The organism is Pseudomonas sp. A0308 (assembly GCF_044218815.1).
GTDB lineage: Bacteria > Pseudomonadota > Gammaproteobacteria > Pseudomonadales > Pseudomonadaceae > Aquipseudomonas > Aquipseudomonas iridis.
In genome coordinates this window covers 920919-947216 of the sequence record NZ_CP162581.1, presented here as the reverse complement: position 1 = coordinate 947216, position 26298 = coordinate 920919, and the positions used below count along the sequence as shown (strand labels likewise).

At 59.8% G+C, this 26298-nt stretch carries 28 protein-coding genes; 13 read left to right on the top strand and 15 right to left on the bottom strand.

Annotated elements, in window-relative coordinates; translation table 11 throughout:
- Positions 1-6: 6 nt before the first annotated feature.
- Positions 7-1458: a flavin-containing monooxygenase gene (locus tag AB4P92_RS04390; protein WP_395598958.1), complete on the bottom strand. Its 1452-nt coding sequence runs from the start codon at positions 1456-1458 to the stop codon at positions 7-9.
- A 196-nt stretch (positions 1459-1654) separates the two neighbouring features.
- Between AB4P92_RS04390 and AB4P92_RS04385 the strand changes: the two genes are divergently transcribed.
- Complete coding sequence (locus AB4P92_RS04385) at positions 1655-2734, top strand: diguanylate cyclase (RefSeq protein ID WP_042559749.1); 1080 nt, start codon at positions 1655-1657, stop codon at positions 2732-2734.
- 352 nt (positions 2735-3086) lie between these two features.
- Positions 3087-3389, top strand: coding sequence for a hypothetical protein (locus tag AB4P92_RS04380; RefSeq protein ID WP_047300569.1), 303 nt, complete (start codon positions 3087-3089; stop codon positions 3387-3389).
- 123 nt (positions 3390-3512) lie between these two features.
- On the opposite strand, the gene AB4P92_RS04375 is transcribed toward AB4P92_RS04380, so the two are convergent.
- From AB4P92_RS04375 to AB4P92_RS04340, 8 genes are all read right to left on the bottom strand, one after another.
- Entirely contained in the window at positions 3513-4382 is an 870-nt protein-coding gene (locus AB4P92_RS04375; RefSeq protein ID WP_042559747.1) for an oxaloacetate decarboxylase, read from the bottom strand.
- Between the two features lie 195 nt (positions 4383-4577).
- Positions 4578-5612, bottom strand: a complete 1035-nt coding sequence (astA, locus tag AB4P92_RS04370) for an arginine N-succinyltransferase (RefSeq protein ID WP_395598957.1) — start codon at positions 5610-5612, stop codon at positions 4578-4580.
- A gap of 61 nt (positions 5613-5673) precedes the next feature.
- A complete protein-coding gene (locus AB4P92_RS04365; RefSeq protein WP_395598956.1) occupies positions 5674-6690 on the bottom strand; it encodes an arginine N-succinyltransferase in 1017 nt (338 codons plus the stop codon).
- A gap of 118 nt (positions 6691-6808) precedes the next feature.
- Positions 6809-8158: an APC family permease gene (locus tag AB4P92_RS04360; protein WP_042559744.1), complete on the bottom strand. Its 1350-nt coding sequence runs from the start codon at positions 8156-8158 to the stop codon at positions 6809-6811.
- Positions 8159-8240: 82 nt separating this feature from the next.
- On the bottom strand, positions 8241-8993 hold the full coding sequence (locus tag AB4P92_RS04355; RefSeq protein ID WP_042559743.1) for an N-formylglutamate amidohydrolase: 753 nt from the start codon (positions 8991-8993) through the stop codon (positions 8241-8243).
- Positions 8977-10308 (bottom strand): glutamine synthetase, encoded by a 1332-nt coding sequence (locus AB4P92_RS04350; RefSeq protein ID WP_395598955.1) that lies wholly within the window; start codon positions 10306-10308, stop codon positions 8977-8979. The genes AB4P92_RS04355 and AB4P92_RS04350 overlap by 17 nt, the downstream gene beginning before the upstream one ends.
- On the bottom strand, positions 10305-10949 hold the full coding sequence (locus AB4P92_RS04345) for a cysteine hydrolase family protein (protein WP_047300573.1): 645 nt from the start codon (positions 10947-10949) through the stop codon (positions 10305-10307). Before AB4P92_RS04345 ends, AB4P92_RS04350 begins: the two co-directional genes overlap by 4 nt.
- A gap of 2 nt (positions 10950-10951) precedes the next feature.
- Positions 10952-11806: a MurR/RpiR family transcriptional regulator gene (locus AB4P92_RS04340; RefSeq protein ID WP_047300574.1), complete on the bottom strand. Its 855-nt coding sequence runs from the start codon at positions 11804-11806 to the stop codon at positions 10952-10954.
- Positions 11807-12136: 330 nt separating this feature from the next.
- On the opposite strand from AB4P92_RS04340, the gene AB4P92_RS04335 reads away from it, so the two are divergent.
- Together AB4P92_RS04335 and cobF are read left to right on the top strand one after the other, a co-directional pair.
- A complete protein-coding gene (locus AB4P92_RS04335; RefSeq protein ID WP_395598954.1) occupies positions 12137-12706 on the top strand; it encodes a histidine phosphatase family protein in 570 nt (189 codons plus the stop codon).
- Entirely contained in the window at positions 12706-13461 is a 756-nt protein-coding gene (gene cobF / locus AB4P92_RS04330; protein WP_395598953.1) for a precorrin-6A synthase (deacetylating), read from the top strand. The genes AB4P92_RS04335 and cobF overlap by 1 nt, the downstream gene beginning before the upstream one ends.
- 217 nt (positions 13462-13678) lie before the next feature.
- Here the strand turns inward: cobF and AB4P92_RS04325 are convergent, their stop codons facing one another.
- The 3 genes from AB4P92_RS04325 to AB4P92_RS04315 are packed head-to-tail and all read right to left on the bottom strand — an operon-like array spanning position 13679 to position 16260.
- Positions 13679-14860, bottom strand: coding sequence for an acetyl-CoA C-acetyltransferase (locus tag AB4P92_RS04325; protein ID WP_115146786.1), 1182 nt, complete (start codon positions 14858-14860; stop codon positions 13679-13681).
- Between the two features lie 11 nt (positions 14861-14871).
- The gene (locus AB4P92_RS04320; protein WP_395598952.1) at positions 14872-15537 is read right to left on the bottom strand and encodes a CoA transferase subunit B; all 666 of its coding nucleotides are present in this window, start codon (positions 15535-15537) and stop codon (positions 14872-14874) included.
- Positions 15538-15561: 24 nt separating this feature from the next.
- A complete protein-coding gene (locus tag AB4P92_RS04315) occupies positions 15562-16260 on the bottom strand; it encodes a CoA transferase subunit A (protein ID WP_047300578.1) in 699 nt (232 codons plus the stop codon).
- A 276-nt stretch (positions 16261-16536) separates the two neighbouring features.
- On the opposite strand from AB4P92_RS04315, the gene AB4P92_RS04310 reads away from it, so the two are divergent.
- The 4 genes from AB4P92_RS04310 (at position 16537) to AB4P92_RS04295 (ending at position 20463) form a co-directional block, all read left to right on the top strand.
- Complete coding sequence (locus AB4P92_RS04310; RefSeq protein WP_042559735.1) at positions 16537-17412, top strand: LysR family transcriptional regulator; 876 nt, start codon at positions 16537-16539, stop codon at positions 17410-17412.
- A gap of 247 nt (positions 17413-17659) precedes the next feature.
- Complete coding sequence (locus tag AB4P92_RS04305; RefSeq protein ID WP_261737155.1) at positions 17660-19018, top strand: MATE family efflux transporter; 1359 nt, start codon at positions 17660-17662, stop codon at positions 19016-19018.
- 106 nt (positions 19019-19124) lie between these two features.
- Positions 19125-19682: a YceI family protein gene (locus tag AB4P92_RS04300; RefSeq protein ID WP_395598951.1), complete on the top strand. Its 558-nt coding sequence runs from the start codon at positions 19125-19127 to the stop codon at positions 19680-19682.
- 94 nt (positions 19683-19776) lie between these two features.
- A complete protein-coding gene (locus AB4P92_RS04295; RefSeq protein ID WP_261737157.1) occupies positions 19777-20463 on the top strand; it encodes a GNAT family N-acetyltransferase in 687 nt (228 codons plus the stop codon).
- 37 nt (positions 20464-20500) lie between these two features.
- Here AB4P92_RS04295 and AB4P92_RS04290 read toward each other — a convergent pair whose 3' ends face one another.
- Positions 20501-21463, bottom strand: coding sequence for a class I SAM-dependent methyltransferase (locus AB4P92_RS04290; protein WP_395598950.1), 963 nt, complete (start codon positions 21461-21463; stop codon positions 20501-20503).
- Positions 21460-21663 carry a hypothetical protein gene (locus AB4P92_RS04285; RefSeq protein ID WP_047300581.1) on the bottom strand — a complete coding sequence of 68 codons (204 nt, stop codon included), beginning with the start codon at positions 21661-21663 and terminating at the stop codon, positions 21460-21462. Before AB4P92_RS04285 ends, AB4P92_RS04290 begins: the two co-directional genes overlap by 4 nt.
- Here AB4P92_RS04285 and AB4P92_RS04280 point away from each other — a divergent pair.
- Together AB4P92_RS04280 and AB4P92_RS04275 are read left to right on the top strand one after the other, a co-directional pair.
- The gene (locus AB4P92_RS04280) at positions 21662-22075 is read left to right on the top strand and encodes a response regulator (RefSeq protein WP_042559730.1); all 414 of its coding nucleotides are present in this window, start codon (positions 21662-21664) and stop codon (positions 22073-22075) included. The genes AB4P92_RS04285 and AB4P92_RS04280 overlap by 2 nt on opposite strands.
- A gap of 69 nt (positions 22076-22144) precedes the next feature.
- The gene (locus tag AB4P92_RS04275) at positions 22145-22813 is read left to right on the top strand and encodes an HAD-IA family hydrolase (protein ID WP_395598949.1); all 669 of its coding nucleotides are present in this window, start codon (positions 22145-22147) and stop codon (positions 22811-22813) included.
- Between the two features lie 89 nt (positions 22814-22902).
- Here the strand turns inward: AB4P92_RS04275 and AB4P92_RS04270 are convergent, their stop codons facing one another.
- Positions 22903-23799, bottom strand: coding sequence for a LysR substrate-binding domain-containing protein (locus tag AB4P92_RS04270; protein ID WP_395598948.1), 897 nt, complete (start codon positions 23797-23799; stop codon positions 22903-22905).
- Between the two features lie 112 nt (positions 23800-23911).
- Between AB4P92_RS04270 and AB4P92_RS04265 the strand changes: the two genes are divergently transcribed.
- Genes AB4P92_RS04265 through AB4P92_RS04255 form a run of 3 tightly spaced genes read left to right on the top strand, consistent with a single transcriptional unit; the run spans position 23912 to position 26161 of the window.
- A complete protein-coding gene (locus AB4P92_RS04265) occupies positions 23912-24934 on the top strand; it encodes an aldo/keto reductase (RefSeq protein WP_395598947.1) in 1023 nt (340 codons plus the stop codon).
- Complete coding sequence (locus AB4P92_RS04260) at positions 24931-25728, top strand: SDR family NAD(P)-dependent oxidoreductase (RefSeq protein ID WP_395598946.1); 798 nt, start codon at positions 24931-24933, stop codon at positions 25726-25728. Before AB4P92_RS04265 ends, AB4P92_RS04260 begins: the two co-directional genes overlap by 4 nt.
- 22 nt (positions 25729-25750) lie before the next feature.
- Positions 25751-26161 (top strand): SRPBCC family protein, encoded by a 411-nt coding sequence (locus AB4P92_RS04255; protein ID WP_200616915.1) that lies wholly within the window; start codon positions 25751-25753, stop codon positions 26159-26161.
- The last annotated feature ends 137 nt before the right edge of the window (positions 26162-26298 follow it).

Genomic DNA, 26298 nt, shown 5'->3' with positions numbered 1-26298 from the left:
ACGTAGTCAGGACAAAATGTGATCGGCCGGTTTCAGCGCCCGGGTCAAACGGTGATAGCTGAAACTGAAGCCGGGAAACATCGCGATCACATGACCGCTCTTGCTTTGATACCAACTGTGGCAGCCGCCGGACTTCCAGACCGTACGCTCCATCTCCCGGTGAATCATTGCAGTGTAGGTACGTTCTGCCTCGGGGCGCACTTCGATGCTGCGCAGACCTTTGGTTTGTACGGTGCGGATGCAGTCGATGATGTAGTTCATCTGCGATTCGATGATGAACAGCGCCGAAGTGTGGCCAATGCCGGTATTGGGCCCCGTGACGATAAACAGGTTGGGAAAGTCCGGCAGGCTGGTGCCGAGGTAGGCGCGAGGATATTCGGCCCAGACATCTCTGAGCTGCACGGCGTTCTTTCCGCTCACGGGGTAGGAAATAACGCCGTCGGTAGCGTCATAACCCGTCGACCAGACGATCAGGTCAACATCGATGTGCTCGCCGTCCTGGGTGTTGATTCCGTTTTCATCGATTGAGGCGATGCCCTGCTCGCGGCTGTGCAGGGTGACATTGGGCCGGGTCAGTGCCGGGTAATAGGTGCTGGAAACCAGCACTCGTTTACAGCCGATGGTGAAATCCGGCGTGAGTTTTTGCTGGAGCAGCGGATCGTGCACCTGGCGCTTGAGAAAACGCAGCGCTTGCTTTTGCACCAGGTTAATCGCCGGTTTCGAGTATTTGAAGGCGATCACGCGGGTTTCGAACTGCCAGTAAATCAGCCAGCGCAGCAGTTTGTAGGCCGGTTTCAAACCGAGTAGCCAGCGCTGAAACGGCCCGAACACGCGATCGGCGCGCGGCAGAACCCAATGCGGCGTGCGCTGGAATACATGCAGTTGCTCGACCTGCGGGGCAATCGCCGGGATTATCTGCGCGGCGCTGGCACCGCTGCCGACAATGGCCACGCGTTTACCGCGATAGTCGTAGCTGTGATCCCAATTGTTTGTATGAAATGTCTTGCCCTGAAAGCGATCTTGCCCAGGGAAGCGCGGGATGACCGGTTGGCTCAATGGCCCGCTCGCATTGATCAGGAACTGCGCATGGTACGTGCCCTTGGTGGTGTGGACGGCCCAGCGTTTTTCCGTGTCGTCCCATTCGACGTGTTCGACGTTGGCTTGCAGCTCCACGCGCTCACGCAGGCCGAACGTATCGATCACGTGCTCGGTATAGCGATGCAATTCCGCTTGTTCGGCAAACATCTGTGACCAGCGGTACGGCGCGAATGACAGCGAATAAAGCGGTGAGGGCACATCCACCGCCGCGCCGGGGTAGGTGTTCTGGCACCAGGTGCCACCAAAGAAATCGCGCCGTTCCAGCAGGCGAAAATCGTCGATCCCGGCCTTGAGCAGGTTGATCGCCGCGCACTGACCGCCAAATCCACTGCCGATGATCAACACTTGATAAGTCTGCATGGGCCTCCTTCTTATAGTCGTTTTTCCGTTTTGCTCCCTTCATGTATAGCCAAAGATTTGCACTGTGGGAGCCCAAATCCATGGAAAGCATGCGTCTTTCGGGCCGCTGACCGGTGATGGCTATTTAACGTTACCCTGTTAGACTTTGAGCACATCTGTCCTGCACTTTGCAGGTTCCGTCGTGGTCGAGGCCCTTATGGGAAATACGGGACGAAAGGGACTTTCATTGGCAAGGAGGCTGTACACCTCGAGAGTCCTCGGGCTGGTGCTTGGGCTTTTGTGTGTGTCTGTGTCGATGTACTCGCTCGATCCGCCGTTATGGGTCTGGGCGCTGATGTTGTTCAATGGTCTGGTCTGGCCCCATCTGGCCTATCAGCTGGCGCGCCGCGCTCGGGTGCCTTTTCATGCCGAACATCGCAACCTGTTGATTGACGCCTTTTTCGGCGGCTTCTGGGTTGCTGCCATGCATTTCAATCCATTACCCGCTGCCACGACCATCTCGATGATGGCAATGAACAACGTCGCCATCGGTGGGTTGCGTTTTCTGCTGGCCGGCTCTGCGGCGCAGTTGCTTGGGGTTGGCGTAGGGTTGGTGGTGTTTGCCCCGGCGTTCATTCCGCAAACCACGCCGGCGCAGATGTACGCCTGTTTCCCGCTACTGCTGCTGTACCCGCTGGCGTTGGGCTGGATCTGCTTTCGGCAGGCCTACACGCTGGGTGTGCATAAACGTGAATTGCTGGCGCTGAGTCGCACCGACAGCCTCACTGGTCTGCTCAATCACGGTGCGTGGAAGGATCAACTGGAAATCGCCTTTCAGCGTTGCATACGGCAGAAGCAGGGCGCGGCCATTGCATTGATCGACATCGACCATTTCAAGGCAATCAACGACACCTACGGGCATGTGGCCGGCGATATCGTGTTGCGACAATTGAGCAAGATGCTCAAGCAGAACCTGCGCGCGACCGACGTTGCCGGGCGTTACGGCGGCGATGAGTTCTGCGTGATTCTCCCGGAGTTGCCGCTGTTCAATGCCGCCCAGGCTATGGAAGCGTTGCGCGAGCGTTTCGCGACACTGGGTTATGAGCAGAATCCGGCGTTGAAGGTCAGTTTGAGTATTGGCCTGGCGGCGTACGATCCGGCGCACCCCGATGCGACCCGTTGGCTCAGTGATGCGGATCAGGCGCTGTATGAGGCCAAGGCGAGTGGAAGGAACCGGGTGATCTGCAATTGCGACAGTTTGCCCAAGCAGCCGTTGCTGGGACTCGGCGTGAGATAAATCCGCCCGCTGGCACCACAGCGGATTTGCGGTGTGGCCGCCCCTCACCCTAGTCCTCTCCCGGGGGAGAGGGGACTGATCGCGTTGTTTGTGGCTAATGCGCCAAGGTGCAAGATCTACTTGAATTCAAGATCCTATTCAGCGCGGTGTATCACGTCGGCGCTGGTCCCGAGCATTTCCCAATTAGTCCGCTCGCCACAGTGGTTCAACTACGCACGAAAATTAGCGAAAAGTCTGACAGAGGCTCTCGTTGCGACACTCTATCGACACACTTATAGTCCCTGTTCGCGAAAACCTCCGCGACGATCTTGGCCGGTCGAATACAGCACCTGACCCATCTGGAGTGAACTTTATGACCGACCAAGTAATGCCACGCTACCTCCCCATCGACACCTACGACGCCGAATCTCCGGTGCTCTTCATCAATACCCACAAAGAACTCAGCGACATGGCGGCCTGCGCAATGCATCGGTTTGTGGTCGTGCGCGATTTGGCGGACACCTTGTCCAGCCTCAACCTCAAAGGTATTTCAGACTTTGACCTGACGCGGGTGACCAGCGCGGTGCATCTGCTGATGCGCGAAGGGTGTGCCATTCTGGATGTGATTCAGGCGCGGGCGGCGCAGCGGGAGGAGGCTTACAAAACCCCGGTGTAGCGGCGGGCCCCTTCGCTGGCAAGCCAGCTCCCACAGGGTTTTATGGCGAACGCAAGTTTGTCGCCAATCACACAACTTGTGGGAGCCTGGCTTGCCAGCGATGGCGTCAGTGCGGCCAGCACATCACTCCTTGACGCTCATATACTCCTTGGCCCAGAGAATGTATTCCTCCGGCTGGGTATAGGTGTGCGTCAGCTCGGTGGCGCTCAAGTCCGAAGCCTGGGTAAAGATCTGTCGCTGTTCACGCAAGCTGTCGTAGGTCGCCTTGATCGCCGCAAAGTACGCGCCGTGGCCGTCGATGGTCACGCGCACACCCAGTTCGGCCAGACGTTTGTCGTCGCGTAGCGCCGGGTTGCCGTAGGTGACCAGCATCAGTGGCACGGTCAGATGTTCGGCGATCTGTTCAAGCTGATCAAAATCCTGCACCCCGACCATACAGATGCCATCGGCGCCCGCGCCCTGGTACTGGCGGGTGCGGCTGATGATTTCCTGAATCGGCAGGATCCCGGCATTGGTGCGGGCGATGATTGCCATTTCTGTATCAACACGGGCTTCCAGCGCCGCGCGAATTTTGCCAACGCCTTCGGCCACGGTAATCAGGTCGGTGGATTTGCGCCCGAATTGCGCGGGCAGCAAGGTGTCTTCGATGGTCAGGGCGGCGACGCCGGCGCGTTCCAGTTCGACGATGGTGCGCATCACGTTGAGGGCGTTGCCATAGCCGTGGTCGGCGTCGGCAATCACCGGTAATTGGGCGACGCGGCCGATGCGGGTGGCTTGTTCGGCGAACTCGCTGAGGGTGATCAGGGCAAAGTCCGGTGCACCCAGCACCTGCAACGAGGCCACGGAGCCACCGAGAATTCCCACTTCAAAACCCAGGTCAGCGGCAATCCGGGCGGACATCGGGTCGAACACCGAAGCCGTGTGGTAGCAGGTGTCGGAGGCCAGCAGCTGACGGAAATTACGACGCAAATCTTGATGAGAAAGCCTGGTCATACGAGTTCCACCAATACCAAAGGAATGGAACGGCTTGAGCAAAGGTGTCAACGCCGAAGAATGAAAAGGCTATCACGCGAATGGGTCAAGGATCATGACGAATTTTCGAGGTTGCTGCTAACAGTGGTTCCAGTGCTGAAAGGATTCACTTCAGTGAAGCGGTTTGTCGGTGGCTTTGCGGGCATTGGCAAGCCTTCAAGCCGCAGCGGCCTGCTGCTGTTGGTTGGGCAGCATCACCGCCCGCACCGAATTCCCCGGCTGCAGTTGCAGGCGTTTGGCCGTGAGACGGTCGATGACCAGGCTGCTGCCGACCCGGCGCGCCCGAGCAACGGTGATACGACAGTTTTCCAGGCGCCGGTTGTGGATCAGCCACAGCGGTGCCTGTTCGTCCGGGCTGCCAAGGCTCAAGGACAGCTCCAGGCTGTCACGTACCGTGCGGATGTTGCGGATCGGCGCTTCAATCACCGGCCCACCGTCGAAAATATCGATGTAGCCCTTGTGGGCGAAACCCTCGGCCTGAAGGATTTTCAGCGCCGGCTCAGTGTTCGGGTGCGCCTGGCCGATGGCCGCCTGCGCCTGTTCGGTGAGCAGGCAGGTGTACAGCGGTTGGCGCGGCATCAGTTCGGCGATGAACGACTTGTTGCCCAGCCCCGACAGGTGATCGGCATGGCAGAAATCCATCTGGAAGAAGTGCCGGCCAAGGCTGTCCCAGAACGGCGAACAGCCGGTTTCATCGGCGCTGCCCCGCAGTTCGGCGATCATCTTCTCGCCAAACAGATGCGGAAACTCGGCAACGAACAACAGGCGCCCCAGCGACAGCAAGCGACCGTTGCTGCCATGACGCTGGTCGTGGCTCAGGAACAACGAGCACAGTTCCGATTGCCCGGTCAGTTCGTTGTTGAGGAACAATGTCGGGATCTGCCGTTGAATGCCCAGATTAGGCGCCGAACTCACGGTCAACCCGACCCGATAGTTGTACCAGGGTTCACGCAGGCCGACCGCCCCGGCCAATGCACTGACACCGACCACACGCATGTCATCGTCTTCGAGCACGAACAGATAATCGGCGTCGGCACGCTCGACCTGCTCGGCGAACGCGCGTTGTGCCCAGCGCACCCGGTGGGACAGGCGATCTTCATTGACCGGCAGGGTGGTGAACCCCGGGCCGGCCTGTTCTACCAGCGCCATCAAGGCTCGCAGGTCGCTGACTTTAACCGGGCGGACAATCATGCTGTAACTCCTTCTGCGCGCCTGTTCGGGCACTGTCGTTGGGTGCAGAACCGGGCGTGGTTCACAGGGCAATCAGCCGAACCGGGCCGCCATTGGTCACGTTCAGCGCCGCACACATCGCAGGGGTGAGGGACAGGGGTTGATCGGGTTGGTAATCCAGTTCGGCGACGATGGCGCGGAAACCGTGCAGCGTGTCATTGCTCAACAGGTAACGGCCACGGGCATCAATGTGTGGCTGTTGCTGCACAGGCGCGATCTGGCTGCGGACGATCGAGTGGATGTTCGTCGTGCGCGCATACAGCGTCGGGCCGGCGTCGAACAGGTCGATGTAGCTGTTGGTTTCAAAGCCTTCACGCTCAAGAATGTCGAAGGCTTCCTGGCCGTCCGGATGAATACGGCCAATACAGTCCCGAGCCGCTTGCGGCAGCATCGGTACATAGATCGGGTATTGCGGAAACAATTCGGCGAGAAACGCGCGGCTCTGCATTCCGCACAGCCTCTCGGCTTCGACGTAAGGCAGGTCAAAGAAATGCTTGCCCAGGGCGTCCCAGAACGGCGACTGCCCGTTTTCGTCGCTGTAGCCGACGATTTCGGTGATCACTGCTTCGGCGAAGCGTGGCGCGTGAGCCGCGATGAACAGCAATCGTGCCCGCGAGAGCAATTCGGAAAATGGCGTTCGCACCAGCGCGGCGTCGATATGGAAACCGCGCAGCAGCGTGTGGTCGTTCAGGTCGTGACACAACGACAGCGCCGGCACGCCGTGCTCGATGTTCAATTCCCGCGAGGCACTGGTGAAGTGACGGTTGCGCAGGCTGTAGAAGGGTTCGTCGAAGCCGGCGGTGGCGAGAATCTCCGAGCAGCCGACCAGACGTTGACTGTCGAGGTCTTCCAGCACGAAGAAGTAGTTCTCTGGGCCGTGGGCCGTGGCGTCACTGGCAAACGAGGCACAGGAGCCGGCGATTTTCTCGCGCAGTCGCTCGCTGTCGTCCGGCAGGGAGGTTACCCCCACCAGACTGTCACGGGCCAATTGTTGGAGCTGGGTCAGGTCAGTCTGCTCGACTGGGCGTAAGACCAGCATGGATGTACTCCTGTATCAAAAGGTTCGGCAAATTTGCCGAACCTGACTATCACTGTCGGTTTCCACGCGTTAAATCGGCGGTCGCCTGATTTGTTGTCAGACGCCGCTCTTTTTCTTGTCAGCCGTTGCTTGGGTCAGGCAACGCGGTCGTGGCGCTGAACTTGTTGAGGAAGAACAGGTACACCAGGCCCAGAGCGATCCAGATCAGGCCGAGTTTCTGCGCATCGACACCCATGTTGACCATGATGGCCGCAACGATGATGAAGCCGATCACCGGGCAGATCAGGTGGCGCACAACCTGACCGGACTTTTGCCGACGCCAGTAGTAGTTGATCACTGTCAGGTGCAGCAGCATGAAACCGCTGAGCGCGCCGAAGTTGACCAGCGAGGTCAGGGTGTCGACCGAGTTGATGAACAGGTAGCAGATCAGCAGCGACAGCACCGCCACCAGATAAATACTCATGTACGGCGTGTTATGTTTCGGATGAACCCTGGCCAGTATTTTTGGCAGCTTGCCGTCACGGGCCATGCCGAACAGCAGGCGCGACACCGCAGATTGCGAAGTGACCGCCACAGCGATACCCCAGGACAGCGCCGTGGCGACGGCCGTGAGGGTCGCCAGCCAGCTACCGGCGGCGAGTTCGGCGATTTCATAGAACGCGGTGTCGGCGGACTTGAAGCCCAGACCGGCGGCCAGATCGGTAGCGATCCAGGTTTGCACGACGAAAATCGTGCCCATCACCACCAGGGTGATCAACGCAGCTTTGCCAACACTGCGACCCGGATCGCCCTTGATTTCTTCAGCGAGGGTGGAAATCGCATCGAAGCCCAGGAACGACAGCACGGCAATCGACACGGCTTGCATCAGCAGGGCGAAGTTAAAGGTTTGCGGGTTGTACAGCGGCGCTAACGTCAGCTCGCCGTTGCCGCCACCGTTGTGCAGGGCGGTCCAGGCATAGAACAGGAAGATGCCCAGCACGACCAGTTGCGCCAGCAGGAAGACAATGTTCATCCGTGCGGTAAACGTGATACCGCGCAAGTTGACGAAAGTAGCGCTGACAAGGAATGCCAGAATGAAGCCGACTTTCGGAATGTCCGGGTACAAGTGGTTGAGCGCCATCGCCGCGTACACGTACAGCAGCGGTGGGATCAGCAGGTAGTCAAGCAGCATCAGCCACCCGGCGATGAAGCCGACGTGTTGGTTGAGGCCGCGTTGTGCGTAGGAATACACCGAGCCTGCAACCGGGAAAGCGCGGGCCATGCTGCCGTAGCTCAACGCGGTAAACACCATGGCCACCATGCCGATGATGTACGCCAGCGGCACCATCCCCGGTGCCTCGGCGTTGACGTAGCCATACACGCCGAACGGGGCGATGGGGATCATGAAGATCATCCCGTACACCACCAGGTCGGTGAGCGTCAGGCTACGTTTCAACTCTTGCTTGTAGCCGAATTCTTCAATTTCCATGAAGCGCAACTCCTTGTAAGCCAATCAGTCGTTTTTTAGTTGTTATATCGGTCCATCGTTTACAGCTTCAGCAATGCTTTCGTTACAGCAACGGCGCGAGGTATCCGGCCCAGCGCGACACCGCTTCGGGGCTGCGCAGCAAGTCGTTGCGCACCTCGATCAACACCGAATCCAGGCCGCGGGCATCGCCGTGTACCGGTACTGTCATGTCGCCCAGCGGGTCAATCCTGTACGGCTGATTGCCTGCAACTATCAGCGGATGTTTTTCCAGATCGTCGAGCAGGCGCTGGGCATACGCCCTGGCCTGGCCAAACAGCACACCGACTTCCATGGCGCGCGGCTGGCCGTAATACACCGGCGTAAAGCTGTGAATCCCGACTATGCGCACCGGTTGACCCTTGGCAATGCGCGCGTCGATCAGTGTTTGCAAGCGCGCGTGAAACGGCTTGAACAGCGTCTGCCGGCGGTACTCGCGCGTGGCTTCGTCCAGCTCACGATTGCCCGGCACCTGATAGATCTCGCTCTGCAGCGGAATGCTGTCGGGGGCATGCCTTGGCCGATTGAGGTCGATCAGTAGCCGCGAATAGTTGGCGCTCAACAGCGTGGCGCCGAGTGTTGCCGACAATTGCTCGGCCAGTTCCAGCGCACCAATGTCCCAGGCGATGTGCTCGCGGGCGGCTGTATCGTCCAGGCCCAGATTATTCAGGGCCTCGGGGATGTAGCGACTGGCGTGCTCGCACACCAGAATCAATGGATGCGTCGAGTCGGCGCGGCTCAGGTTGTAGACCGGTCTGGTAAACAACCCCAGCTCGGCGGATTCAGTACACGCGTGCATAGTGCTCACAAAGTTCAGCGATCGAGAGCTGTTCCGTCAGCGCCAGTTCCTCGGTTTTAAGGGCGTAATAACTGTCGAGCAACGGTTTGGGCAGCCATTCATTGAGGGCTGCATTGTCGCGCAGGCAATCCAGTGCCTGAGCCAGCGAGGCGGGCAGGGCGACGATGCCCCGCGCCTGACGTTGCTCGTCATTGAGTGAATCGGGGATTTCATTGGTGATTGCGTTCAGCGCCAGACGCTGTTCGATGCCCAGCCGTCCGGCGATCAGGAGCGCGGCCATCGCCAGATGCGGCGAGGCGGTGGCGTCCATGGCGCGAAATTCCAGGTTGAACTGCTTCGCCACGGCTTTGTTGCCCAGCGTCGAGGTCGGGCAGATGCGCAACGCTGCTTCGCGGTTCTGCTGCCCCAGGCAGGCGTAAGAGGCGCTCCAGTGATTTGGCTGCAAGCGCTCGTACGAGAGCGGTGTCGGTGCGGTGATTGCACACAGTGCCGGCAAGTAATGCAGGATACCCGCCGCCCAATGCTGGCCGAGGCTCGACAGACCATTGCTGGTGCCCGCGTCGTAAAGCATCGGCTGGCCGTCCAGATCAAGCAGGCTGACGTGCAGGTGCACGCCGTTGCACATCGCATCAGCGGCGGTCTTCGGTGCGAAGCTCAGGTCCAGGCCCATTTGCCGGGCGATCTCCCGGGCAATTTCGCGCACATTCACCGCGCGGTCTGCGGCCGCGACCCCTAGCGCTGGTCGGCAAGTGATTTCGAATTGATGCTTGCCGTATTCGGGCAGAAACATTTCCGGCTCGACGCCACCGGCTCGCAGAGCGCTGAGCAGCCAGCCGCCGAACTCGGCGCCCTGACGCTGGGCTTCAAGCGAAAACGCCGGGGGTTCAGCCAGGTCTGCATGCAGGTTGAATTCGTGTTCGAACGCGGCGTTGACCTGCAAGCCCAAATCGTCGCGGTAACGCTCGACCTCATCGCGCAGCAGCGTGCGTGGACAGGCGCCGAATGGCCGACCGTCGGTTTCGCGCAGATCGCCGTGGATGAAGTCCAGCGGCGGGGCGTTCACATCCGGCCCGTTGCTCACGGTAACGCGGCTGCCCAGATCCGGGATCAAACGCAAGTCGCCATAAGCACCCCACGGGCTGGTCGAAGCAATGGAGTCCTGCGGGGTCAGGGCGCTGTTGGCCGGCACCCAGCCACAACCGGGGGCCTGATAATGCTCAAGTTCGTCGGTGGGGAACGAGCGGCCACGGGTAATGCCGATCAGGTCAGTGGTGACGATAGTGGTCATCGGCAGCGGCGTCAGACGGGCGCTCATGGCTGCATCTCCTGCAACCGGCCGAGCACGGTGTCGGTGTCGGTGATCCAGCAGTAACCCTTGATTGCGTTCAGGCACGCGTGATGGCGTTCGGCAGTGTGGGTGGCGCAGGCGTCCTCGACCAGAGTCACCAGATAGCCACGGTCGGCAGCATCGCGCACGGCCATGTCCACGCACTGGTCGGTAACGATGCCGGCGATGATCAAATGGCGGGTCGCGAGGTTGCGCAGCACATAATCGATGTTGGTCGAGTTGAAGACCCCGGACGAGGTTTTCGGCAAATAGATTTCGTTTTCTGCGGGCGTCAGTTCGGCGATGATCTGTGCCTGCGGGCTGCCTTTGGGGACGTTCAGATTGGACAGTTTGTGGTCCAGCGAGCGGTCGCGGCCATCGGCGGTAAGGCTCTCGATGACGGTGTGCAGCACGTTCTGTTGCGCTGCGCGAAAGCCATTCAGCAGACGTTGTTGATTGGGCACGACCTGCGTACGCACACGGCTGCGAAAATACTCACCACCCGGCTCAGTGAGGTGCGGGTCGAACTGCGGATCGAGCCAGGCACGCTGCATGTCCACCAGCAACAATGCCGTGTGGTCGGTGACAAATGGCAGGTCTCGCGGCGAGCGGTGTGGAAGGGTGAACATCCTTATTTATCCTCCAGAAGGTGCGTATTGAAGTCGTTGCGCAGGGCGTCGATGCCTTCCAGGCGATCGGCCAGATTCGTGGTGCGCAGGGTCAGGCTGGCGATCAGTGCTTCGACTTGCGCCAGCGCCGGCACCATGGTGTCGAACGGCGAGGCTGACTCTACGGGCGCGCTGATAATCAGGTCGGCCAGTTCGCGCAGTGGCGAGGCGTAGATGTCGGTGAAGAGCACCACGCGTGCGTTGTTGTTTTTCGCCGCGCTGGCCACGCGCAGGGCCTGGGACTGGTAACGGCGATAGTCAAACAGCAACACCACATCCTGGCGTTGCAGATCGAACAGGCGATCAGGCAGTTGCGCGTTGTCTTCCAGTGCAAAGCAGCCGGTGCGCAGAAGGCGCAAGTGATTGAGCAAGTAGCTCGCCATCAGGCTGCTGAAGCGTCCGCCGAAGCAGTACACCTGATGCCGGGTATCGAGCAGCCAGTCCGTGAGGATGCGTACGTCTTCAGGTTGAGTCAGTGATTGCGTTTCAACCAGCAGGCGATGGCTGTCGGCCAGATAATGACTCCAGGCGTCGTCCTTGTTTTGCTGGGCACGAGGTTGCAGCAGGGTGCGTGGTGAGCGCAGGCGATGATCCATGTCGCTCAGGAGCGCATCCTGGAACTCGGCGTAACCGCCGAAACCGAGTTTTTTCACCAGTCGCACGATGGTCGGGTCGCTGACGCCGGCGTGTTCGGCCAGTCGTGCCATCGGTCCCAGACCGTTGCGTGGGTATTGATCAAGCAGGGCGCGAACGACTTTGCGTTCTGACGGTGTCAGATCGAGGCCGGGATCGGTGATCAGGTCTCTGAGAGGGGGCATCCTGGCTCCTGCTGGATGGGGGTGTCGAATTCGCTTCACAATCCGTTAAAACAGTATTTATGTAACTGACGCTACATGTCTAGTGAATTTTTCAGTGTGTTGAAAAGGCTTCAAAATGGGGCAAGATGCCCGTGTAACAAGGGCTACACGGAAGGCGACAAGCTTTGTAGTCCATGTCCCATGACGATGTGAGACATTGCCGATTTTTTGGCATACCCAAGTGATAGGGCGATGCACCGGACAGCCCTGAAGCCCTTGATGTACGGCACAATTGCCCACTAATCGGCCTTGCGCCGTTGTTTTTCATGACTCTCGACAGAGTGATTGATCGTGCAGACCACCCGTTTAACCCTGATTTGCCATGCGCGAACCGTCGCACAAAAACTGGCGCGTTTTCCTACGAATGAGCCTGTTGAAAATATCGGCCTGGCTTCCGACGTGTTGGCTGCGCGCCTCGACGCCCCGCGGCGCCTGATCTGTGCGCCTGAACTGCGTACACGTCAGACCGCCGCGTGGCTGGGGGCCGACGCACATATCGATCAAGCGCTGCGCGATTGCGATTGGGGGCAGTGGCGGGGGCAGGCGATCAAGGATCTGCAACATTCGCAAACCGCAGCGCTACAGGCATGGCTGGATGATCCAGACGCCACGCCCCATGGCGGTGAATCGATCGCGCAGGTGTGCGAGCGTGTGTCGAAGTGGCTGGAGAGTCTGCAAACCACGCCAGGCCATATGGTGGCGGTCACGCATCCGTTCATCATCCGTGCTGCGTTGATCCAGACCCTGCGCGGCACGGCTTTTCATGACATTGATGTCGAGCCGTTGTCAGTGGTCGAGCTGCGCTTCACCGGGCGCTGGCGGCTACGCTTGCCTGGTCTGGACATTGAAGGAGCACGCTGATGAAGCAGCTGCTGGTGATCGGCATCGGCGCCGGTAATCCGGACTACATCACGATGCAAGCGGTGAAAGCGCTGAATCGGGTGGATGTGTTCTTTTTGCTGGATAAGGGCCAGAGCAAGGACAAACTGATCGATCTGCGTCGCGAGATTTGTGAGCGCTATATCACCGATCCCGGGTATCGCTTCGCCGAAGCCAACAGCCCGGAACGCGAGCGCGGCGACGTGGACTATACCGCCAGCGTCGATGATCTGAACCGCGCCAAGCAGCAAACCTTCGAACGGCTGATCAACGACGAATTGTCTGACGGCGAGTGCGGAGGTTTTCTGGTGTGGGGCGATCCGGCGTTGTACGACAGCACCGTTCGCATCCTGCAGGCGATTCTGGCGTTGGGTCGCTGTGCCTTCGAGTTTGAAGTGATTCCCGGGATTACCAGCGTTCAGGCGTTGGCCGCGCAGCACAAAGTACCGTTGAACACGATAGGCCGCTCCATTGAAATCACCACGGGCCGTCGCCTGGCAGCAGGGCAGGTGAGTGATGCCGACAGTTTGGTCGTGATGCTCGATGCCGAAGATTCCTACCGCCACGTGGCTGATCCGCAGACAGAGATTTATTGGGGGGCTTACCTGGGCACGCCGGATGAGATCTTGATCAGCGGCAAACTGGGCGATGTGGCGGACGAAATCGAGCGCGTGCGCAAGGCTGCGCGGTTGGAGCATGGATGGATCATGGATACGTATTTGCTGCGCAAGCCCTAGATCTTTGGTGCTTGAATGGGCCCCTTCGCGAGCAGGCTCGCTCCCACTATGGAATGCATTTAAAAATGTGGGAGCGAGCTTGCTCGCGATGGCGTCATCACATTCACAGATGATTTGGATAGGCAAAAAAAGACCCGGTGCAACGCAAGTCGCCCCGGGTTTTTGTTACCAGCGAGCGGAGGATGTCGTGGATCCGCCGTTCGCTGTTGAACTCTGGTTACGCGCGTTCCAGCGCCAGGGCCACGCCCTGTCCGCCGCCGATGCACAGGGTCGCGAGACCTTTTTTCGCATCACGCTTGATCATTTCATGCAGCAGGGTCACCAGCACCCGGCAACCCGACGCACCGATCGGGTGACCCAGTGCGATGGCGCCGCCGTTGACGTTGACCTTGTCCAGATCCCATTGCAGATCCTTGGCCACGGCCAGCGATTGCGCGGCGAACGCTTCGTTGGCTTCGATCAGGTCGAGTTGCTCGATTGACCAGCCTGCCTTGTCCAGGCAGCGGCGGGTGGCCGACACCGGGCCGATGCCCATGATCGCCGGGTCAACGCCCGCATTGGCGTAAGCAGCAATGGTCGCCAGTACTGGCAGGCCCAGGGCTTTGGCTTTCTCGGCGCTCATCAGGATCACCGCCGCGGCGCCGTCGTTGAGCGACGATGCGTTGCCAGCAGTCACGCTGCCGTCCTTTTTGAACGCCGGGCGCAGTTTGGCCAGCGATTCCGCCGTAGTCTCGCCACGCGGTTGTTCGTCGACCTTGAAGGCGACCGGATCGCCTTTGCGCTGCGGAATCAGGATCGGGGTGATTTCATCGACAAAACGCCCGGCCTCGATGGCGGCAGCGGCTTTGTGCTGGGAGGCGGCAGCGAAGGCGTCCTGCTGTTCGCGGCTGATCTCATATTTGTCGACGAGGTTTTCCGCGGTGATGCCCATGTGGTAATCGTTGAACGCATCCCACAGGCCATCGCTGATCATGGTGTCGACGATTTGCGCGTGACCCATGCGCAGACCAGTGCGTGCGCCCGGCATTACGTAGTTGGACAGGCTCATGTTTTCCTGGCCGCCGGCGATAATCACGTCGGCGTCACCGCAACGGATGGCTTGCGCGCCGAGGTGCAAAGCCTTGAGGCCCGAGCCGCAGACCTTGTTCAGGGTCATGGCCGGCACCGCGTGGGGCAGGCCAGCCTTGATGGCGGCCTGACGCGCCGGGTTCTGGCCGGCGCCGGCGGTCAGTACCTGGCCCATGATCACTTCATCGACCTGCGCACCGTCCAGACCGGTCTGTTGGAGCAACTGGCGAATCACCGCTGCGCCCAGATCGACCGCGGATACGCTGGCCAGGGAACCCTGGAAGCTGCCGATCGCGGTACGCGTAGCAGCAACAATGACGACGTCTTGCATTTTCAAATTCCTCACTGGGCAGCGAACTGCATTTCCGGTACGTGATCAGGCACGATCAGTTTACCGGCGGTTTTGGCCACGATCTCTTCAACACTGACACCCGGCGCGCGCTCTTTGAGAATGAACGCACCGTTCTCGATTTCCAGATAGGCGAGGTCGGTCAGCACACGCTTGATGCACTCGGCGCCGGTCAGCGGCAGGCTGCAACGGGATAACAGTTTGGACTCACCGTCCTTGGATGCGTGGGTCATGATCACGATGATGTTGTCTGCGCCAGCTACCAGGTCCATGGCGCCGCCCATGCCCTTGACCAGTTTGCCGGGGATCATCCACGAGGCGATATTGCCTTCGACGTCCACCTCAAATGCGCCCAGCACGGTGAGGTCGACATGGCCGCCGCGGATCATCGCGAAAGACTCGGCCGAGGAAAAGATCGAAGCGCCGATACGTGCGGTCACGGTTTGCTTGCCGGCGTTGATCATGTCGGCATCGATGGTGTCTTCAGTAGGAAACGGACCCATGCCGAGCAGGCCGTTTTCCGATTGCAGCATGACTTCCATGCCTTCGGGAATGTAGTTGGCGACCAGGGTCGGAATGCCGATGCCGAGGTTGACGTAGTAGCCGTCCTGCATTTCGCGGGCGACGCGCTGAGCCATTTGTTCGCGGGTAAGTGCCATGTTGTTGTTCTCCGTAGGCCTGAATTATTTGCGGATGGTGCGCTGTTCGATGCGTTTTTCGAACGTGCCGCAAATGACCCGGTCGACGTAGATGCCGGGAGTGTGGATGTGCGCCGGGTCCAGTTCGCCGGGCTCGACGATCTCTTCGACTTCAACCACGGTGATCTTGCCGGCAGTGGCGGCCAGCGGGTTGAAGTTCTGCGCGGTGTGGCGGTAGATGACGTTGCCGAAGTGGTCGGCTTTCCAGCCTTTGACGATGGCGAAGTCGCCAGTGATGGATTCTTCCATCAGGTACTTGCGACCGTTGAATTCGCGGACTTCCTTGCCATCGGCCACCGGAGTGCCAACGCCAGTAGCCGTGAAGAAGGCTGGAATGCCAGCCCCGCCTGCACGCATTTTCTCGGCGAGGGTGCCTTGCGGGGTCAGGATGACTTCTATTTCGCCTTTGAGCAGCTGCTCTTCGAACAGCTTGTTTTCGCCGACGTACGAGGCGACGACTTTGCTGATCTGGCGGTCGGTCAGCAGCACGCCGAGGCCAAAACCGTCGACGCCACAGTTGTTGGAGACGACGGTGAGATCGCGGGTGCCCTTGCGCTTGATCTCGGCGATCAGGTTTTCCGGAATCCCACACAGACCGAAGCCGCCAGCGATAACGGTCATGCCGTCTTCAAGCCCGGCGAGGGCTTCCTCGTAGGAACTCACGCGCTTGTCGAAACCTGCCATATGCACCTCTTTTATTATTTGCGGGCGGCTGGCTAGCCGAATGGTTGGAGTGTCTCGCTGAAGGATATATTTGTTAAGTTGATTTTTAAGGTTGATTGATAGATAAAACTCAACAATCGCCAAGCTCACTGAATCAGCGATTTGCCTAATGACCGAAATAGCCGAATCGACGAAATCCTGTAGGTGCTGGCGAAGGCTGCGATCTTTTGATTTTGTTTTTCAAGATCAAAAGATCGTAGCCTTCGCCAGCTCCTACATTAAGGACGTACAGCGCCCATGACCATCAAACAAATCCGTGCCTTTCTTGCTGTGGCCCAGAGCCTGAGTTTCGCCGTGGCCTGCGAGCGGTTGCACCTGTCGCAATCAGCGCTGAGCCTGACCATCAAAGCCTTGGAGGAGGGCTTGGGCGGGCGGCTGTTCAGCCGCAACACGCGCAATGTGGCACTGACCGCAGAAGGTGAATCCCTGCTGCCGCTGGCCCGGCGCCTGATCGCCGACTGGGACAACGCCGAAGACGAAATGCGTCAGCGCTTCAGCCTGCAACGCGGGCGGGTGACGCTGGCGGCGATGCCTTCGTTTGCCGGCAACCTGCTGCCGCCGATCCTCAAGACCTTTCGCGCGCGCTATCCCAACGTCAACGTGACGGTCAACGATGTGATCAACGAGCAAGTGCTGGAGATGGTGCGCGACCGCCAGGTGGAACTGGGCGTGGCGTTCGAACCGATGCAGAACACCTCGATGACATTCACACCGCTTTATATGGACCGGTTCGTCGCGGTGGTGCCACAGGATTCACCGCTGGCCGCGCGCACCGAGATCGACTGGAAAACGTTGTTACAGGAACCTTTCATTACGCTACAGCGGCCGTCCACGGTGCGGGTGATGCTCGAAGAGCACTTGCAGGCGCGGGGCATGAAGTTGCCGGTGGAGTTTGAAAGCCATCAATTGGCTACCGTGGGGCGGATGGTTGCCAGTGGGCTGGGCGTGAGCGCTGTGCCGGCGCTGTGTGCCGAGCAGATGCAGGAATTGGGTGCGCGGTGCCTGACGTTGAATGACTCGGTGGAGCGAGCGATTGGCGTGCTGACTGAACCGGGCAATGAACTGTCGGCGGCGGCGCAGGCACTCTTCGACATCCTCAGGGCTGAGCACTGACCGCTGCCGCAGGTTGCGATTTTTTGACCTTCACCCGTTCTCAACCTTCAGGCAATCCTCCTGCTTGCCGCCCGGCCTACTGTCATCGGTCAGCCCATTTGCAATGCACGCTGACCGCTAAACAAATGACCGGGATGGTTGATGGGCAAATATAAACACCTGTCTTAAATGTTAATTGCACCCCGCTCACAACTCACCGAAGCTATCCTCCATCAGCTTTCCCGCCGTCGAGATGGACCTCTACTCAATGCAGACCCCCAGCGTCACCAAACCCCTCTGGCAAACCTACCTGCTGTTTCTGGCGCCGATGGTGTTGTCGAACTTCCTGCAGTCCATGTCCGGCACGGTCAACAGCATTTACATCGGCCAGATGCTTGGCACCCAGGCGCTGGCGGCGGTGTCGGGGATGTTTCCTGTGGTGTTCTTCTTTATCGCGTTGGTGATCGGCCTCGGCGCGGGTGCGGGGGTGTTGATCGGCCAGGCCTGGGGGGCGCGCGAGCCGCACATGGTCAAGGCGATTGCCGGGGCGACGCTGTTGCTGGGTGTATTGATTGGTTTGCTTGCGGCGGTGTTGGGCAGTGTGTTTGCGCGGCAGGCGTTGACGGGGTTGGGGACGCCCGCGGATGTCCTGGACGATGCGGTGGCATACGCCCACGTGATGATGTGGATTCTGCCGTCGCTGCTGGTGTTTGTGCTGTTCACGCAGTTGCTGCGCGGGGTCAGCGATACGGTGTCGCCGCTGCTGGCATTGGTGGTGTCGACCTGTGTCGGGCTGGCGCTGACACCGGCATTCATTCGTGGCTGGTTCGGCTTGCCGCAACTGGGCATTCAGAGTGCAGCGTATGCGGGGCTCGCGGGCAACCTGGCGGCGATGGCGTGGCTGGCGTGGCGGCTGATTCGCAAGAACCATCCACTGGCGCCGGATCGGGAGTTTTTTGCGGCGTTGCGGCTCGACAGGGTGATTCTTGGCAAAGTCCTGCGTATCGGTTTGCCGACCGGTGTGCAGATGATTGTGTTGTCGCTGTCGGAGTTGGTGATCCTGGCCTTGGTCAACCAGCACGGCTCGCAAGCGACGGCGGCGTACGGCGCTGTGACGCAGATCGTCAACTATGTGCAGTTCCCGGCGTTGTCGATTGCGATCACCGCTTCGATCCTCGGCGCACAGGCCATCGGCGCGGGGCAACTGGAACGGATGGGGCCGATCTTGCGCACCGGTCTGTTGATCAACGTGTGTTTAACCGGCGGCTTGATCGTGCTGGGTTACCTGCTGTCGCACTGGTTGCTCGGCTTGTTCCTGACCGAGGACTCGACTCGGGCAATGGCCGAGCATCTGTTGCACATCATGCTCTGGAGCCTGTTGTTGTTCGGCTTCCAGGCGATCATCGGCGGCATCATGCGCGCCAGTGGCACGGTGCTGGTGCCGGTGGTGATCGCCATTGTCTGCGTGGTGGGCGTGCAGTTGCCGGCGGCCTATTGGCTGGACGGGCAGTTTGGTTTGCAAGGTGTCTGGATGGCGTTCCCGGTGGCTTATCTGGGAATGCTGGTGTTGCAGACGCTGTATTACAAACTGGTCTGGCAGCATCAGAAAATCGAACGCCTTGTTTAGCCGGTGTAGGAGCTGCCGCAGGGTAGGCAGGTCAGCTGGCGCAACTGCCTGATGTTTGCTTAAGTCAATCGAGGCCCTCGACGGCAAGCGTTGTCCGGAGAATCCCATGTCAATCCGATTGTTGCTCGCTGCCGCGTTTTACCTGTGGGCCATCCCCGCCGCGCAGGCCGTCGAATACACCCGGGTCAACACCACCGCCAGCCAGATCAGTTTCACCTACAACCAGATGGGCTCGCGGATGTACGGCACCTTCGGCAAGTTCGACGCGACGCTGGACTTCGACACTGCCAACCTTGCCAACGCCCACACCACGTTGCACATCGACCTCACCAGCATCGACGCCGGCAGCGAAGACGCCAATACCGAACTGGTGAAACCGGCGTGGTTCGACACCGCGAAATTTCCCGTGGCGGTGTTTGAATCGAGCCATTTCACGCAGGTTTCCGAAAACCACTATCTGATCACGGGTCGATTGACCCTCAAGGGCATCAGCCGAGAAATTGCGGCCCCGGTGGAATTGAAAGCAGGCAACGCCATCGGCATTTTCGACGGCGAACTTGTGCTAAGACGCGACGATTTCGGCCTCGGCGCGGGGGAGTGGGCTGACACCGTGGTGTCCAAAGACATCGCCATCAAGTTCAAAGTGGTGGCGCCACAGCAGTGAAGCCAGCCCAACCTGGTCGCCTTCGGCAGCTCCTGCAGAGGCAAGTGCTCTGACAGGTTATGATGTCGCGGTTTTCCGTCGGAGTTCAGCCGCCATGCACTGCATCACCCACTACAAATCCCCTTGCCCCGAGGCCGTCAACAGCCAGATTCTGCAGATGGTCGTCGACTACCTGACTGACATCAGCGCGGTCGGCCTCGGCCCGAGCAACCTGCTGTACAACGTCTATCAGTACGCGGTTGGCTACGAAATGCATCTGTATCTGGAAGCGTTGAATGGCGAGAAGGGCACCGAGGTGGAGTTGCTGGTGGCAACCGATGAGGAAGATCCGGAACAGGTGATCGGCTTCCTGTTGTACCTGCCGGTGCAGGGCGATTGGGAGGCATGCAGCGTTGCTTACATGGCGGTGCGTGAAGGGCATCGGCGTCAGGGTGTGGCGCGGGCGATGATTGGCGAGATGGTCGGGCGCTATCCCCACGCCGAACTGGCGTGCACCGTCGGCAAGGTCCCGTATTTCGAGGCGCTGGGCTTTGAAGTGATCGGTCAACGCGAGACGCAAGTGCTGATGAGTACACGGCATTACCGCAGCAACGGCCTGCGCGGATATATCGACACCACGCCCATCTACCGTTCGCTGGAGGTGCAGCAGATTCATACTTATCTGCTGAACAAGAACAGCAAGCGCGCCATGCTCGATGCCGAGAAGCAGCGTGATCGGCATTTGGACCAGACCACGCGTCATACCGAAGAATTTGTCCGTCAGCGCCTGACCGTGCATTGATCAGTCATAGGCATTCCAGGCTGGGTTCAGACACTCATCACCGCGAGGCTAAGCCGCCCGCTGATGTGTGTTTGAAGATCAGGGCTTTGAGGCCACTTTCGGCGTCGATGTCCGGAAACTCCGGTGGATTCTCCAGGCGCTGCTCGAAGCGCAAACTCGGCGCCTCCTGCGTCACGCCATCGATCAAAAAGTCCGGGCCGAACGCCGGATCATTCATGCACGCCAGCACAGTGCCTTGCGCGGTCAGCAGTTCTGGCAGGCGGCGCAGCACGCGCTGGTAATCCTTGGTCAGCAGGAAACTGCCTTTCTGGAACGATGGCGGGTCGATGATCACCAGATCGTACGGGCCGCTGTTGATCACCTTGCCCCAGGACTTGAACAGATCGTGGCCCAGGAAAGTGACTTTGCTCAGGTCGTGCCCGTTCAACCGATGGTTGTCGCGGCCGCGGCTCAAGGCCGCGCGGGACATGTCCAGATTCACCACATGGCTGGCGCCGCCTTCGATGGCCGCCACCGAAAAGCCGCAGGTGTAGGCGAACAGGTTCAACACGCGTTTGCCGTTGGCCTGCTCGCGTACCCAATCGCGCCCATAACGCATGTCGAGAAACAGCCCGGCGTTTTGCTTGCGGCCAAGATCAACGCGGTATTGCAGGCCACCCTCGACGATGGTCATTTCGTCGATTTCATTCCCCAGCAGCCATTCGGCAGTGCTTTGAGGCAGATAGCGATGCTGGATCAACAGGGTGTGCGCGCCAGATTGCTGCCACTCGGTTGAACCGCTGATGTCCATCAGCAAGCGCTTGAGGTCGTCAAGCTGTTCGGGCGCAGGCTCTTTGAACAGCGACACCAGCACCACGCCTTGCAACCAGTCTACGGTCAGTTGTTCCAGTCCTGGCCAGCAACGCCCGCGCCCGTGGAACAGACGACGGGTTTCGCTCGGCGCCGCCGCGAGCGCGGGCAGCAAATGGGCGTGGAGGGTGGCGAGGGCTTGAGGGTTCATCGGTCACGGTCGGCAAGCAAAAGGGTCGGCATTTTAACCACAATCACGCTATCGCGAACGGCTGTCGCGGGCAGACCGGCAAGACTTTCGGAAAAGACCTGTATCAAAAATGAATTTCTGCAAAAGTCGTCGCTCATACCAGTTAAGCAGCGGATTTGAGCCGCTAAATCGTTAATGCAATTCAGGGAGTGCAGTTCCATGTGCCCAACACCGATGGCGGACACGCACCTTCCTGACGGATTGATTCTGGTGGTTGAGGATGATCCGTTGATTCTGGAGTTTCTTTGCGAAATTCTTCAGGAGGAAGGTTTCAAGGTCGAGCCGTATACCAGTGCCGATGCGGCATCGATCTATCTGAAGGAGCATGCGGAGCAAGTAGCGTTATTGCTGACCGATATCACCATGCCCGGCACCATGAATGGTGCGGATCTGGCCAACCTGGTCGGCGATCGCTGGCCGGAGAAACCGGTGATGGTCATGTCCGGTTATGAAACCCCTGAGTCCTCTGGGGTAAAGCATCCGGTGGCATTCATCAAAAAGCCCTGGACGTTCGGGCAATTGCTCGATTGTGTCGACAGCGCGTTGAAGTCGAAGGCGCCGTTGCTGCATTGATGCGCTGGGTGCAAGCGGCGGGCAAGTGCTACATTGCCAGCCCGCTCTATTGCCAGAGGATGCGAACCTTTGTCTGCTCACGATTTTATTTTTGATCGCGCCTTTGGCGCGTTTTTGTTCGACATGGACGGCACCGTCCTCAATTCCATCGCAGCCGCCGAGCGTGTCTGGGCAGCGTGGGCGGAGCGTCATGGCGTGGACGTCGCGACGTTTTTGCCGACCATTCATGGCGCACGTGCCATCGACACCATCCGGCGCTTGAACCTGCCGGGTGTGGACGCCGAGGCGCAAGCGGCGTTCATCGCGCAAGCGGAAATCGATGACGTTGAAGGTGTTGTCGAGATTCCCGGCGCGAGGGCGTTTCTCAATAGCCTGCCCGCCGAGCGCTGGGCGATGGTGACGTCGGCCCCGCGGGATCTGGCCTTGCGCCGGATGGCAGCGGCTGGCATTGGCGCGCCTGCATTGTTGATCACCGCCGAGGATGTACAGGCCGGCAAGCCCAACCCCGCCGGTTACCTGCTGGCGGCTAGCCGCCTGGGAATTGAGCCCGGCGACTGCCTGATCTTCGAAGACGCGACCGTCGGCATTCAGGCCGCCGAAGCCGCCGGTGCGCCGCTGATGATCATCACTACAACGCATCAGCACCCGCTTGAAACTTCGCACGCGACCCTGGCCAGTTACGACGCAATCAGCGCCAGCGTCGACAGCGACGGCCAACTTCGACTGCAAAAAACCTGACCCCTAAGCTTCCGGACTAGTGCCCGCGTCGGAATCTGCCCCCTAACCCTCTCCCTTGCGAGAGGGCTAGGGTGAGGGGCTGCGGATGATCAGTTGCCAAGGCTGTTGGAGTCCGTCAGGACTTCGCGAAACGTCTCCACCAACGGTCGCAAATTGATCCGGTGCCACGCCGCCCATAGCGGTGTGGTAAACGCCAGCCACGGCACTTCGCGCAGCACCACACCCGGTGGCGCGTTGTGGCTCAGCCCCTTCTGAATCATCGCGATCCCCAGCCCCGACGCCACCAGCCCCAGCGCGGTAAAGGGCTCGGTGGCCTGCATGCGCACATCCGGGGTGAAGCCTGCGCGGATGCACGCGCTGACAAACTCGTCGCTTGCACCCTGGCGCGGCTGCACGCCGATCCATTCCTGATCGGCCAGATCCTCCGGTTCCAGCAAGGGCTTTTGGGCCAACGGATGCTGTTCCGGCAATGCCAGCAGCATCGGATCATCCAGCACCTGAAAGCCGAGCAGATCCGGATCGTCATCGGTCGGCGGCTCGCTCACCAAGGCAATATCGAGACTACGCTGACGCAGGCCTTCCAATTGTTCGGCGCAGCTCAAGTTGTACAGCGCGACATGCACATTGGGCCGATCGACCCGCAGCACGCGCAAAGCGTTGGGCAGGACGCCGGCGTGCATGGCGTTCTCGATGTAGCCGATGCACAAGCCGCCTTCTTCGCCACGACCCAGACGCTTGCCGAGAGATTCGAGGCGATTGGCATGAGTCAGCAGGGCGCGGGTTTCAGCGAGAAAAGTCTGGCCATCGCGGGTCAGGCGAATGCGCTGCTGGCTGCGCTCGAACAGCGTCAGGCCCAGGCGCTCTTCGAGCTGGGCGATTTGCCGGCTCAGCGGCGACTGGGAAATATGCAGGCGTTCCGCTGCACGGCCGACGTGCTCTTCCTCGGCGACGGCGACGAAGTAGCGCAATTGGCGAATGTCGATCATGTCAGACCTCTGGGGACTCAAGTGCTGCGAATTATGTCTTGGACGGTCTAGTTGTCGCAATCTAGGATTTGCTCAACGGTCACGCAGACAACGAACGAATGAGGACAATCCAATGAGCTTGAAAGACAAACTGCCCGGCCAGCTGGGCTTTGGCACCGCCCCCTTGGGCAACATGTTCCGCGCCATCGCGCAAGAAGAAGCGCAAGCCACCGTGCATGCCGCATGGGATGCCGGCGTGCGTTACTTCGACACCGCTCCATTTTACGGCTCGGGTCTGTCGGAGATTCGTTTGGGTGAAGCACTCAAACATTACAAACGCAATGACTACGTGCTCAGCACCAAGGTCGGCCGGATCATTCTCGATGAAATCGAAGACGCTGCCGCCCGTGATCTGGGTGAGAAGAGCGGGGTGTTCGAACACGGTCGTCCGAACAAGATCATCAACGACTACAGCGCCGACGCGACCCTGCGCTCGATTGAAGACAGTCTCAAACGTCTGCAAACCGATCGCCTCGATATCGTCTGGGTCCACGACATCGCTCAAGACTTCTACGGCGATCAATGGCTGGAATACTTCAATCAGGCCCGCACTGGCGCCTTCAAAGTGCTGACCCGTTTGCGCGAAGAAGGCGTGATCAAGGGTTGGGGGCTGGGCGTGAACAAGGTCGAGCCGTGTGAACTGACGCTGGACCTGACCGAAGCGCAGCCGGATGGCTTCCTGTTGGCCGGGCGCTACACGCTGCTCGACCACGAACGTGCGCTGCAACGCCTGATGGAGTCGGCACTGGCGCAAAACGTCGAAATCGTCGTCGGCGGTCCTTACAGCTCGGGCATTCTGGCGGGCGGCGCGCACTTCGAATACCAGAAGGCCAGCCCTCAAGTCATCGCCAAAGTGGAGCAGATCAAACGCATTGCGGCCGCTTATAACGTTGAGGTGAAAGCCGCGGCCCTGCAATTTTCTCTGGCCAATCCAGCGGTTGCCGCGGTGATTCCCGGGGCGAGCAAACCGGGGCGGATTGCTGAAGATGTCGCGGCACTGTCAGCGGTAATTCCTGCGGGGTTTTGGCAGGCCATGCGTGAAGCGAAACTGGTGTCCGAACGTGCACCATTGCCCATCGATGAGGTGAAAGCATGAAGATTGATCTGAGCGGGAAACTGGCAATTGTCAGCGGCAGCACCGCAGGCATTGGCTTGGGCATCAGCCAGTCGCTGGCCGAATCCGGCGCGACTGTGGTGGTGATCGGCCGCGACACGGCCAAGGTCGAACAGGCGCTGGCGAGCATTCGCCAGAAAGTGCCGGGCGCACAGTTGCGCGGTCTGACTGCGGATCTGGGCACGGCGCAAGGCTCAGAGAAACTCTTCGCTGCGGAACCGAAAGCCGACATTCTGGTGAACAACCTCGGCATCTTCAATGACGTCGATTTCTTCGACGCACCGGACAGCGAGTGGACGCGCTTCTATGAAGTCAACGTCATCTCCGGCGTGCGCCTGGCGCGGCATTATGTGCCAGCGATGGTCGAACAGGGCTGGGGGCGAGTGATCTTCCTGTCTTCGGAATCCGGGGTGGCGACGCCGGCCGACATGATCAACTATGGCGTGACCAAAAGCGCCAATCTGGCGGTCTCCCACGGCTTGGCCAAACGTCTGGCTGGCACCGGCGTGACGGTCAATGCGATCCTGCCGGGCCCAACCTTCACCGATGGCCTGGAGGAGATGCTCAAGGATGCCGCCGCCGAATCCGGCCGCAGCCTGCGCGATGAGGCCGACGCCTTTGTGCGCAAGGCCCGTCCGACCTCGATCATCCAGCGGGTGGCCGATGTTGAAGAGGTCGCGCACCTGGTGACGTACATCGCCTCGCCGCTGTCCTCGGCCACCACTGGCGCCGCCCTGCGGGTTGATGGCGGTGTGGTCGACAGCCTGACTATCTGAATTTCTTAAGAGAGACGTTTTTATGGCAACTGCATCAGCAACAATCGATATTCCGGCTTCGGCCGATGAGGTCTGGCAATTGATCGGCGGCTTCAACACGCTGCCGGACTGGCTGCCGTTTATTCCAAGTAGCGAACTGAGCGATGGCGGGCGTGTGCGCAGCTTGAAAACCGCCGATGGCGCGGTGGTGGTCGAGCGTCTGCAAACGTTCGATAACGCGGCGAAGACCTACAGCTACTCGATTGAACAGGCACCGTTCCCGGCCACCGACTATCTGGCGACAATCAAGGTCGAGGCCCAAGGGCAGGGCGCGCGGGTCACCTGGTCGGGCCGTTTCACCGCCAAAGGCGTGAGTGATGAGGAAGTGGTGGCGCTGTTTACCGGCATCTATCAAGGCGGCCTAGAGGCGCTGCGCGCCAACTTCCCGGCCTGATAGCCACAACACAAAACCCTGTGGGAGCAGGCTTGCCAGCGATGGCGGTAGACCAGTCAAATTCATACCGACTGACACACCGCTATCGCTGGCAAGCCAGCTCCCACAGGTTTTTTGTGCTGTTCGCAGAGTCTGCT